The 11,118-nt window shown below is 75.7% G+C and carries 7 protein-coding genes; 3 read left to right on the forward strand and 4 right to left on the reverse strand.

Features of this window, described 5'->3' with window-relative positions:
• The first annotated feature begins 467 nt into the window (after positions 1-467).
• Together ACFV4G_RS32290 and ACFV4G_RS32295 are read left to right on the forward strand one after the other, a co-directional pair.
• Positions 468-1,163 carry a FadR/GntR family transcriptional regulator gene (locus ACFV4G_RS32290; protein ID WP_380445695.1) on the forward strand — a complete coding sequence of 232 codons (696 nt, stop codon included), beginning with the start codon at positions 468-470 and terminating at the stop codon, positions 1,161-1,163.
• 172 nt (positions 1,164-1,335) lie between these two features.
• The gene (locus ACFV4G_RS32295; protein ID WP_380445696.1) at positions 1,336-1,752 is read left to right on the forward strand and encodes a hypothetical protein; all 417 of its coding nucleotides are present in this window, start codon (positions 1,336-1,338) and stop codon (positions 1,750-1,752) included.
• Here the strand turns inward: ACFV4G_RS32295 and ACFV4G_RS32300 are convergent.
• From ACFV4G_RS32300 to ACFV4G_RS32315, 4 genes are all read right to left on the reverse strand, one after another.
• Entirely contained in the window at positions 1,728-2,504 is a 777-nt protein-coding gene (locus tag ACFV4G_RS32300; protein WP_380445697.1) for a metallophosphoesterase, read from the reverse strand. The genes ACFV4G_RS32295 and ACFV4G_RS32300 overlap by 25 nt on opposite strands.
• Before the next feature lie 19 nt (positions 2,505-2,523).
• Positions 2,524-7,086 carry a hypothetical protein gene (locus tag ACFV4G_RS32305; protein WP_380445698.1) on the reverse strand — a complete coding sequence of 1,521 codons (4,563 nt, stop codon included), beginning with the start codon at positions 7,084-7,086 and terminating at the stop codon, positions 2,524-2,526.
• Between the two features lie 151 nt (positions 7,087-7,237).
• Positions 7,238-8,113: a hypothetical protein gene (locus ACFV4G_RS32310; RefSeq protein ID WP_363656620.1), complete on the reverse strand. Its 876-nt coding sequence runs from the start codon at positions 8,111-8,113 to the stop codon at positions 7,238-7,240.
• A gap of 103 nt (positions 8,114-8,216) precedes the next feature.
• The gene (locus ACFV4G_RS32315; protein WP_380445712.1) at positions 8,217-9,752 is read right to left on the reverse strand and encodes a hypothetical protein; all 1,536 of its coding nucleotides are present in this window, start codon (positions 9,750-9,752) and stop codon (positions 8,217-8,219) included.
• Positions 9,753-9,968: 216 nt separating this feature from the next.
• Here ACFV4G_RS32315 and ACFV4G_RS32320 point away from each other — a divergent pair, with 216 nt between their 5' ends.
• Positions 9,969-11,030: an IPT/TIG domain-containing protein gene (locus ACFV4G_RS32320; protein ID WP_380445699.1), complete on the forward strand. Its 1,062-nt coding sequence runs from the start codon at positions 9,969-9,971 to the stop codon at positions 11,028-11,030.
• The last annotated feature ends 88 nt before the right edge of the window (positions 11,031-11,118 follow it).

Here is an 11,118-nt window from a genome sequence, read left to right on the forward strand (position 1 = left end):
GGGGCCCCGCCGGGGGGGGGGGGGGCTGTGTCGGCCCCGCGGGCGCCGCGCCGATTGGGGGGGGTGTGGGCCCGCTGGGGGCCCGGCCCCCGCTGGGGTGCGGGGGGGCCCGGGGCGCTCGGCCAGGAGGCGGGCCAGGGTGGTCTTGCCGACTCCGGAGACGCCCATCACCACGATCGTGGGAGGGGTCTGCGGGAGGTCGTGGTTCTCGACGCTGAGAGCCATGGGTGGTGCTCCTTCGTTGCCTGGCCGCCACTATCGCTCCAAAGATATGACGTATTCAAGTGGCGGAAACCAAATCGTCATACTTTTGGCGTGTGGGGTGGGCCGCAGGGGGCGGGGGTGCGCGACGGGGGCTGGTGGGGCGCGGCGAAGGGAGAAGCTGGGAGCGGGGGCGGGTCGTAGGGGACAGCCCCGAGGCGTGGGGTCGCAGGAGGTGGGGCGGGGTCGACGTCTAGGCTGGGCGGATGGAGATCCAGGGGCTGCCAGGGCGGCTGCTTGACGAGCTCGGTCCGGCGATCGCCGGGGGAGAGATCCCCGTGGGCGCGGTGCTGCGCAGCGAGGAGCTGGAGGAGCGGTTCGGGGTGTCCCGGACGGTCGTGCGGGAGGCGGTGCGGATCCTGGAGGGGATGCGCATGGTGGCCTCGCGGCGGCGGGTCGGGATCACGGTCCAGCCGAAGTCCGGCTGGGACGTCTTCGACCCGCTGGTGATCCGCTGGCGGCTGGCCGGCGCCGACCGTCCGGCGCAGCTGCGCTCGCTCGGCTCGCTGCGGGTGGCCGTCGAACCGGCCGCCGCCGCGCTCGCCGCCGTCCACGCGAGCGACGACCACCGCCGTGAACTCAGCTCCCTGGCGGTCGAGTTGACGATGTCGGCGCGGGCCGCCGACCTCACCACCTTCCTCCGCCACGACATCGCCTTCCACGCCACCGTCCTGAAAGCCTCCGGCAACGAGATGTTCGCCCACCTCGGGGACACCGTGGGTGCGGTGCTCACCGGGCGGACCGAGTACCATCTGATGCCCCATCAGCCGGAGCCGTACGCGATCCGGCTGCACCGCGAGGTGGCGGAGGCGATCTGCGCGGGGGACGGCGAGCACGCCGAGCGGGCGATGCGGACGATCGTGACGGGCGCCCTGGAGGAGCTCAACCAGCAGCTGGGCTGAGGTCCGCCACGGGGCCGGCCGCGGACGAATCGGGCCGTATCACACGATTTGACGGCAGTTCGGTGGATTCGGACGCATAGTCCGGCTTGCGCGGGGCAGAGTTCGTACCGGGGGCGCTCGACGCGAGCGCCCGTTCCGTGCCCGCCGCCGAATTCGCGCCTGGGGTCGCCCGATGTCCGTGCCACGCCGCCGTCGCCGCCTGCCCGACGAGGTGCGCGCCGCCGCCGTCCGCGCGGTGCTCTCGTTCTCCTTCACGCTGGTGGGCGTGGTCGTCGCGACGCTCGCCTCGTACGCGGGCAGCTGGCTGATGACACCCGCGCTGATGGCGATGGGGCTCGGGGTGTTCGGCACGATGTGGTGCCTGCTGGAGATCCTGGTCTCGCGCCAGGTCGCCGCCCAGCGGATGCGCGCACCCAACTCGGCGACGCCGATGGCCGGGAGCCGGGCCGCGGTCCGGGAACCGCTCGCGGCCCGGCCCTTCCCGCGGCCGGGCCAGTCACGGGGGCCGTCGCAGGGGCCGTCGCACGGCCCACCGCACGGCCCGCCACAGGGACCGTCGCGGGGTCAGTTCTCGGGCACCACGCGGTAGTGCGTGGTGAGCCGGCGGTCGCCGTCCAGGACGTGGAAGGCGAGCATCGGCGGGTGGGTGAAGGAGACGCCCTCACCGCCCTCGCAGGGCAGGGTGACGGTGGAGACCACACCGGGGGCGACGAGCAGCGGCAGTCCGGCGAAGGTCGTCGCGGCGGGCGTGTGGGAGTGGCCGCAGAGCAGGCCGACGACGCGGGGGTGGCGGCCCAGGACGCGGGCGAGGCCGGCCTCGCCGAACTGGCGGATGCCGTCGACGGTCGGTACGGCCAGCTCGACGGGCGGGTGGTGGAAGGCCACCAGGGCGGGCAACTCGGTGCGCCCGGCGCCGAGTTCGGCGTCCAGCCAGGTGAGCGTCTCCTCGTCCAGCAGGCCGTCCGGCCGGCCCGGGATGGACGAGTCGAGCATCAGCACGTCCGCGCCCGGGAGTTGGTGCAGCCGGTTGATCGGACCGTCCGCCTGCTCGTCCTGCGCCATCCCGCCGAGCAGCACCTCGCGGTACGGCGCGCGGCTGTCGTGGTTGCCCGGGCAGATGAGGACGCGGTGGCGGGACTTGAGCACCTCGACGACCTGCTCGTACTCGGCGGCCAGGCCGTGGTCGGCGAGGTCCCCCGTCACCAGCACCGCGTCCAGCGGGCCGGGCAGGGCGTCGAGGTGGGCCATCACCCGCTCGGCCCGCCGCCGGGCCCGCTCGCCGCGGTCCCGGCGGTGGTCCTGGCCGAGGTGGATGTCACTGAGGTGCGCGATCGTCAGCATGCCGATCACGCTAACCAGTTCAGGGCCGGTCGGGAACCTCCGCGGGGCGCTTGAACATCCGGGTGGCGGTGATCTCGCCGTGGATGGCCGGGCCGTCCGGGTCCTGCGGGGCGGGCAGGCCGGGACGCAGGTGCTCCTCCACCGAGATGTACTTGAGGCCGGCCCGCAGGTCGGCGTCGTTGCGCAGCCGGATCACCAGCGGGAACTCGGCGAGCGCCGTGGTGTCGAACAGGCCGGTGGTGTAGATGAGCTGGACGCCGAGCGCGTCGGCCACGGCGCGCTGGAGCTCCAGCAGGTAGGTGGCGTTGGCGCGGCCGATCGGGTTGTCGAGGAACAGCGTGCCGGCGTGCCGCAGCTGGGACTGGCCGCGGTCGTTGGCGCGCAGCGCGGCCATCGTGCAGTAGAGCGCGATGGCCGCGGTGAGCAGCTGGCCGCCCGAGAACACGTCGGACATCTGGCCGACGCCGACCCGCTCGGCGCGCAGCACCGCGTCCGGCTTGAGGATCTCGACGCTGACGCCCTTCGGGCCGATCGCGGCGGCGACCCCGCGCAGCAGCAGCGACATGCCGTCGCGGCGCAGGTCGCTGTTCTTCCGGACGGCGGCGCGGGTGGCCTCGTCGATGACCTCGCCGAGGCGCTCGACGAGGGTCGCGTGGTCCGGGTCCTCGAAGCGGATCCGCAGGAACTCCTGGCCCGACCACTCCCCCAGGCCCTCGGGCAGCCGGGACAGCCGCTGGGCGGCGCGCAGCGTGGTGAGCGAGGACTCGACCAGGCCGCGCAGGCGGTCGACGATCGAGCCGCGGTTGCGCTCCAGCTGGGTGAGTTCGTCGGTGAGCACGCGCAGCCGGGGGGCGAACGCGGCGGCCCACGCGGCGGCGTGCTCGGGCAGCGCGGAGGCGGGCAGTTCGCGGATCTGCTGGCGGGCGGGGGTGCGCACGGCCTCGTAGCGGGCGGCGTTGGCGTGCCGGACGAGCGCGTCCGAGGCGTCGCGGACGGCGAGTTCGGCGGAGGACAGCTCGCCGACGGCGGTGCGCAGGGCCCGGCGGGCCTCGGCGACGGCGGTGCGCGCCTCGGGGAGGGCGCCGAGGTACGGCTCGGCCGGGTGGTCCGCGTCGTCCTGGTTGTCGCGCAGGCCGTCGCGGAGCTGGCCGGCGAGCTCGTCGAACGCGCCGGCCGCCGACTGGGCGGCGTCGAAGGTCCGCTGGAGGTCGGCGTGCGCGGTGCGGGCGGCGTCCAGGGCCTCGCGGCGCTCGGCCAGCCGGTTGGTGGCGGTGCGCAGGAGGGTCTGGGCGTGCTCGGGGTCGGTGGGGACGAGGTCCTCGGGCAGCTCGGTGTGCGCCTCGCCGTCCACGGGGGCGGAGCGCTCGGCGTCGCCGCGCAGGCGGCCGAGCTGCTCGCTCGCGGCGGCGGAGCGGGCCTCGATGGTGGCGACCAGCTCCTCGGCGCGCGCGGCGGCGGCCTGGCGGGCGGGGCCGTCCGCGCCGTCGGGGCTGCCGAGCAGCTCCTCGGCGCGGGTGCGGACCTTGTTGGTGAGGCGGTCGAGCTCGACCGCGGCGGCGGCCTCGTCGCCCTCGGCACGGGCCTGCTCGGCGCGCAGGTCGGCGCCGACGCCGACCTTCTCGTACAGCTGGGAGGCGGCGCGGTAGGCCTCGCGCAGGGCGGGCAGCGCGGCGGGCGCGGTGTCGGCGGGCTCGTCGGCCTGCTCGGCGGCGGGGATCTCGGCACGCTCGGCGCGCAGGGCGCGGGCCGTGCGGCGGGCGTCGTCGGCGGCGCGCTGGGCGGCGCGGCGGTCCTCGTCGCAGGTGCGGGCGCGCTCGGCGCACTGGGTCTGGCGGCGGTCGCACTCGGCGGCGTCGTCGGCGAGTTCGCGCTGGCGGCGGGACCAGTTGGCGCGCTCGCGCAGGCGGAAGGCGAGGCCGGAGAGGGCGTCGGCGCGGCGGCGGGCGCGCTGGGCGGCCTCGCGGTGCTCCTCGTGGGCGCCGGCGGCGGCCGCGTGGTCGGTCTCGGCCTCGTCGTGGTCGGCACGCAGGGTGGCGAGCACGGCGGCGGACTGCTCGGCGTGCTCGCGGGCGGCCTCGGCGGCGGCGGCGAGCTCGGCGAGCGTGCCAGGCGGGCAGCTGGCGTGCCAGGAGGCGAGGCGGGCGGCGAGGGCGCGGTCGGCGCCGAGGCGGGCGGCGAGTTCGCGGATGTGCTCCTCGCGGGCGCTCGCGCGGGCGCGCAGCTCGCGGCGCTCGCCGTCGGCGGCGGACTCGTCGTGCATGGCCGGGTTCGGCGGCACGAGGAAGAACGCCGGCTCGTCGGTGATCGGGGCGATCAGCGAGGCGGCGGCGCCCACGGCGACCGTCGAACGGGGCAGCAGTGCGGCGGACTGCAGGGCCTCGCGGGCCCGGTCCAGCGAGTTGGGGTCGGTGACGACCACGCCGTCGACGAGCTCGGGGCGGGCGGCCAGGATCGCCTCGTGGTCGGCCGGGTCGACGGACTGGGCCAGGTAGCGCCAGCCGGGCAGGGCCGGGATGCCGTGCTCGGCGAGGTACTCGACGGTGGCGAGCACGTCCGGGCCGGGCGGCAGCAGGCCGCCGTCGCCGAGGGCGGCGAGGATGCGGGAGTCGTCGGCGGCGGCCGTGCGCAGGTCGAACAGGGTGCGCTCGGCGGTGGCGATGGCCTCGTCGAGGAGCTCGCGCAGGTACTCGGCGTTGCGGTCGAGGACGGCGGGGGTGAGGTAGCCGGCCTCCTCGTCGGCGCCCTCCTGATAGGCGGTGAGGGACAGCAGGTCGGCCAGGCGCGGCTCGGTGGCGAGCAGGGCCGCCGTGCGCTGCTCGGCGGCCAGCGAGCGGGCGGCGTCCTTGCGGGCGTCGCCGGCGCGCTCGGCGGCGAGCTCGGCCCGGCCGGTGGCGGCGGCCGCCTCGCGCAGGCGGGCGGCGGCGGCCTCGGCGACCGTCCGCGCCTGGCCCAGCGCGGCGCTCGCGGCCTTCTCGACGTCGGCGGCGTGCAGCGCGGCCCGGGCCGGGTCGACGTCGCCGTCCGCGTCGATGAATCCGGCCTCGACCGCGGCGGCCGTCTCCTGCTCGACCTCGACCAGGCGCTGGCGCAGGTGCTCGACCTCGCTGCGGGCCTTCTGGGCCGCGGTGGCGGCCTCGGTGGCGTCGGACTGCGCCTTGGCACCGTCCTCCTGGAGCTCGCTCGCGCGCTGCTCCTCGGTGTCCGCGCGGGACTCGGCCGCCGCGGCGGCGGTCTCCAGGGCGCGGGCGAGCGCGGTGGCGGCGCGCGCACGGGCGGCGAGCGCCGGGGCGGCGTCCAGCTCGGCCTCGCGGATCGCGGCGGCGACCCGGGCCACCCGGTCGGCGGCGGCGCGCTGGCGCAGCACCGCCTCGGCGGCCTGCCACGCGGAGTGCAGGGTGCGGGCGTCGATCAGCTCGCGGCGCAGCGCGGCGGCCTCGGCGGTGGCCGCGGCGAGGCTCAGCGTGGCGTGCCGGTAGGTGAGCTCCTCGGCGATCAGGTTGTGCCGGGTGCGGTCGGCCTCGGCGGCGGTGACGGCGCTCGCGGCCGCGGCGACCTCGATGGCGAGGTCCTGGGCGCGGTCGCGCTCGGCGGTGGCGCGGGAGGCGAGCGCGTGGGCGAGGCGCCGGGTGCGGCGCTCGGCGGTGCGGTGGGCCTCGCGGACGGTCTCGCGCGCGGTGGTGGACTCGGCGATGCGCTCCAGCAGGTCGAGCGACCCGGCGGTGAAGTCGCGCTCGGCGGTGAGCTCGGAGCGCAGGCCGAGCTTGGCGGCGAAGCCGTGGACGAGGTCGGCCAGGCCGTCGGTGTCGCGGGTGTCGGTGACGGCGCGCAGCAGGAGGTCGGTGAAGTCGCTGTCGTGCTTGACCGCGAAGAGGCCGGCCGCCTCGCCCTCGTCGGCGTTCATCTCGCGCTGGTAGCGGAAGAGTTCGGGGTCGAGGCCGAGCTCGCCGAGGTGTTCGGTCCAGCGGTCGTGACCGTCCTCGAAGACCAGGTCGAGATGCGGGTGGGCCTTGCCGGCCTCGGTGAGGGCGTCGCGGAAGCCCTTCATGGTGCGGCGCCGGCCACGGGCCCTCTGGTCGCCGGCCAGGCTGACCCGCTCGGCCACGGGCAGCGAGTCCAGCGTCAGGCCGGGGCCGGGGCGGAAGGAGTACCAGGTCTCGGCGAACTTGCGCGGGTCGGAGGAGACCTGGCGGCCGCGCCACTCGCTGACCTTGCCGACGACGATCAGCTCACCGGTCACGGTGTGCTGCCACTCCAGCGCCACGTGGCCGCAGTCGTCGGCGAGCAGGAACTTGCGCAGCACGCCGGAGCTGGCGCCGCCCAGGGTGTTGCGGTGGCCCGGGAGCATCACCGAGAAGATCAGCTTCAGCAGGACGGACTTGCCGCCGCCGTTCTCCAGGAAGAGCACGCCGGCCGGGGCCGGGCGGCGCACCGGGCCGTCGCCGTCCTCGCCGAACAGGCCGATCTGCTGCGGGGCCGGGTCGGCGACCGGCTCGCCGACGCCGCGCAGGTCGAGCACCGTGTCGGCGTAGCGGGCGCCGGCCGGTCCGATCGAATAGAGGCGGACCCGGTTGAGCTCGTACATGTGCGGCGGTTCTCCGTGGCTTACGTGGCTTGAGGGTGGGCGGGGCTCGGAGGGACGGGGTTCGGGGCGGGGGCTCGTGCTGCTCGGCTGATGCCGGCGGGGCTCGTGCTGCGGGGCTCGTGCTGCCGGGATCGTGCTGCCGGGCTCGTGTTCAGAGGGAGTGGAACGGGAGGCCGGCGTCCGCCACCAGTTCGTCGGCGGTGTCCGGCGGCAGCAGGCTCGCGGTACCGTCCGAGACCGGGACGACGCCGAGGTCGAGCAGCTCGGCCATCGCGGCCGTGCCCGCCAGGTCCCGGACCTGCAGCTGGTAGCGGGCGGTGGTGCGGTAGGTGCCGCCGGCGTCGTCCGAGACCTTCTGCAGGAAGCCCGAGTCGACCAGGAACACCACGGCCTTGGCGACGATGCCGATGGTGGAGCCGGAGAGCCGGCGGGCGTCCTTGGTGGCGCCGGTGGCGGTGCGCCGGGCCCACACCCGCCAGGCGGCCTCCAGGCCCGGGGCGTCGCTCTGCGGGTCGGTGTTCGCGCCCTCGGCGTCGGCCTGCTCCTCCAGGCGGCGGCAGGCCTGGCGCACGAAGGAGTCGACGCCGTTGACGGTGATCCGGCCGAGGTAGCCGTCGTCGGCGAGGTCCTCGGGGCGGGGGAAGGCCATCGCGGCGACGGCCAGGTGCGCGAGGCCGTGCAGGAAGCGGTCCGTCGACTCGGACGCGGCGCGGCGCGAGTAGTCGCCCATGCGGACGGCGAAGACCGAGTCCTCGGCGGCGGCCACGGCCATGCCCGCGCGCGGCGAGACCTCCAGCACCACCAGGCCCATGCCGGTGGCGATCGCGTCGGCGAGGCGCGCGAACGGCGGGTCCTCGCGGTGGCGGCGCACGAGCTCGGCGTACTCGGCGTCGCGGGCGGGGAGCAGCTTGGCCTGGAGGCCGAAGGAGACCAGCCGGGCGGCGTCGGCCACGTCGGCCGGGGTGATCGGCGCGGGGGCCGCGGGCTCGGTCTCGGGCGCCCAGGACGTGTCGTGGTGGGTCGTCACGGGCGGTACTCCTCGGGGCTGTTGCTGCTGGCGGTTCGGGTGGTCGGGCGGGCGATCGGGCGGGTGGTGCGGTGCGGGGTCCGGCGGTGCATCGGCGGGCCGGTCAGCCGGCGTCCTTGCGGTCGGCGGCCATGCCGACCGCGTCCAGGAGGGCGCTGCCGACGATCAGGTCGGCGCCGCCGAACTCCCGGTCCCGCAGCGGGGTGCCGTCGTCCACCGCGAACAACAGCCGCTCCTCGCCCTGCCGGTAGGCCGTACCGACCGGCGGGCTCGCCGCGTGCACCGCGAGCAGGGCCACCAGGTACGGGAGTTCGGGATCCTGCTCGCGCGCCTCGGCGAGCAGGCCGGAGAGCCGGCGGGGCGCGTCGGCCGGCAGGTCCAGCAGCTCCAGCGCCGCCTCCAGCTGCGCCTCGGAGAAGCGGCTGTCGTCCGGGGTGGCGACGAGGTCCGGGTCGGGCAGCTCGGCGCCGAGGTGCTCGCGCTCGACCGGCGGGGTGAGCAGCAGGTCGACCAGGTCGGCGACGCGCACGGAGCTCGGGACGCGCAGCCCGGCGCCCCGGGCGAAGAACGCGCCGGTGGGGCGGACGGCCTGCTCCACCGGCAGCCGCAGCACGGGGGCGAGCAGCTGCCCGTACAGGTCGATGCCACTGCGGACGCCGGGGGTGGCGAAGGCCTGCCGGTCCTGCTCGGCGCGGAACAGCGGGCCGGCCTCCAGCAGGCGGGTCTGCAGCTGGGTGTGGCGGCGGATGCAGTCCTTGACGATGTCGACGAGCTCGGCGGCGCGGCGCTTGTGCTCGGGCTCCTCGGCCTCGTCGCGGGCCTTGCGGATGTTGGTGAGAATCGCGTTCTCGTGCCGGTAGCGGTCGGCGATGTGGTCCAGCGCCTCGTCGATGAGGTCGGGGATGGTGCGCATCCAGTCGACGGCGCGGACGTTGCGCCGGGTCGCCTCCAGGGCACGGCGCAGCGTCTCGGCGTACTGGACGGTGCGGTAGCGGGCCTGCTCGGCGGCGAGCTGGGCGTCGGCCAGGCGGCCGCGGCGGATCAGCACCTCCAGCTTGACCTCGGCGGCGATCTGGGCCGAGGTGACGTCCGTGTCCAGCGCGCCGACCAGGACGTTGACCGCCTCGTCGGTGGTGCGCAGGTAGACGCCGCCGTCGGGGCCCGGGACCTCCTCGATCAGCTTGAAGTCGTAGTCGCGGCGGACGTACTCGCCGTCCGCGCCGAAGGTGCCGTAGACGGCGCGGAAGCCGCGGTCGACGCTGCCGACGTTGATCAGCGACTCCAGCACCCAGCGGGCGACCCGCTCGTGCTCGGCGCCGGGACGGCCGGCGGCCTGCGCGGCGACCCGGGGCAGCAGCCGGGCGAGCACTATGTCGCGGTCGGCGCCGGTGTCGAAGTCCATGTGGAGGGTGACCAGGTCGATCGCCGCCAGGCCGACCTCGGCCATCGCGTAGCCGCCGTACTCGCCGGCCAGGTTGACCTTGCGGTTGTCGAGGTCGTGCAGCGGGGCGGTGCAGGCCAGCGCCTTGAGCCGACGGGCGAGGCCCTCGTCGGCGGCGGGGCCGGGCGCGGGGCGCGGCGCGGGCACGCCGGTGCCGGCGGCGGGCCGGAGGCCGGGCTCGGTGGGCGGGTCTGCGATGGCGGTCACGGTGGACAAGATTAGAGGTTCGCACCGACATCGACCGAAACGGGCCTTGCGGGCGGGCTGCGGCACGGCTGCGCGACCGGTGCGCAACGGGTGCGGGTGCGTGTCGGGGGTGAATTCAGAACCCGGTTTCGACGGGATCACGCCAATTCCGAACAGGAATTCGGAAAAGCCGTGGAGGCGGTGCGCCGCTTCCGTGATGATCGGCACATGATCACTCGACTGGCCAAAGCGGGCCTCGCCGCCGCGCTGTCCGTGACCACCCTCGCAGCCGCCGCCACCGGCGCTGCGGCCTCCACCGCCTCCACCACCTCGCCCGCCGACGCCCCCGCCGTCCAGGGTCCGCACGTGACCGTGGCCGCGTACGGCACCCTGCCGAGCACGAACCCGCCCGGGCCGGGCGCGTTCTCGGTCAGCTGGGTCTCCGCCGGCACGGAGGACGTCACCGGCCCCACCCACCTCACCCTCGACCTGCCTCCGGGGCTCACCACCCCCGACATCGCGATGATGTACTCCACGCCGTACGACTACACCTTCACCGAGACCCTCTCGCCCGACGGCCGGCACCTGGAGGCCGTCTTCACCGGCAACCGGCAGCCCGGACGGTCCGACTTCATGAAGCTGAAGATCTACCGCACCGGCACCGAGCAGCCGACCGGCCCGATCGTCGCGACGGTCTCCAACCCCAACGACACCGATCCGACCGGCCACGTCTCGGTCGTGACGCTGGACGGGAGCACCCCGGCGCCGATCGTCCAGCCGGCCCCCGCCGTCACCGGCCTGGACACCACCACCGGCCCCGGCGCCGGCGGCACGGCCATCACGGTCAGCGGCAGCAACCTGGCCCACGGAATGGTGCTGATCGGCGGCACCCCCGCGGCCGGCACCTGCACCGACACCGCCTGCACGGTGACCACCCCTGGCGGCTCGGGCAGCGCGCCCGTGTCCGTGGTCACGCCGGGCGGGACGACGACGGCGGCCGGCACGTTCGACTACACCGGCGACCCGCCGCCGGCCCCGCCCGCGCCCGTCGTGTCCCTGGTGACGACCACCAGCGGGCCGGTGGCGGGCGGTACGAGCACGTACATCGTCGGCGAGAACCTGACGTACGGGACGGTGGCCTTCGGCGGGGTGCCCGGGACGCACGCCTCGTGCGGGCCGAAGTTCTGTTCGGTGACCACCCCGCCGGCCGCCGGGCCGGGCCCGGTGGACGTCACGGTGACCACGGCGGGCGGCACCAGTGCGGCGGTGGCGTTCACGTACACCGCGTAGGTCCCGCGGGGCGGCGAACAGCCGACAGCTGACAGATTTCACAGTTTTTTATGTGTTTTAGTTGCTCGGTGTGGCGCCCCCCCCCCCC

The organism is Kitasatospora sp. NPDC059747, from assembly GCF_042732955.1.
Taxonomy (GTDB): Bacteria; Actinomycetota; Actinomycetes; order Streptomycetales; family Streptomycetaceae; genus Kitasatospora.

What these genes read in the sequence shown, in the direction of transcription:
- ACFV4G_RS32290 (WP_380445695.1), top strand. Translation starts at nt 468, where the DNA reads ATGGAGATCCAGGGGCTGCCAGGGCGGCTGCTTGACGAGCTCGGTCCG.
- ACFV4G_RS32295 (WP_380445696.1), top strand. Translation starts at nt 1,336, where the DNA reads ATGTCCGTGCCACGCCGCCGTCGCCGCCTGCCCGACGAGGTGCGCGCC.
- ACFV4G_RS32300 (WP_380445697.1), bottom strand. Translation starts at nt 2,504, where the DNA reads ATGCTGACGATCGCGCACCTCAGTGACATCCACCTCGGCCAGGACCAC.
- ACFV4G_RS32305 (WP_380445698.1), bottom strand. Translation starts at nt 7,086, where the DNA reads ATGTACGAGCTCAACCGGGTCCGCCTCTATTCGATCGGACCGGCCGGC.
- ACFV4G_RS32320 (WP_380445699.1), top strand. Translation starts at nt 9,969, where the DNA reads ATGATCACTCGACTGGCCAAAGCGGGCCTCGCCGCCGCGCTGTCCGTG.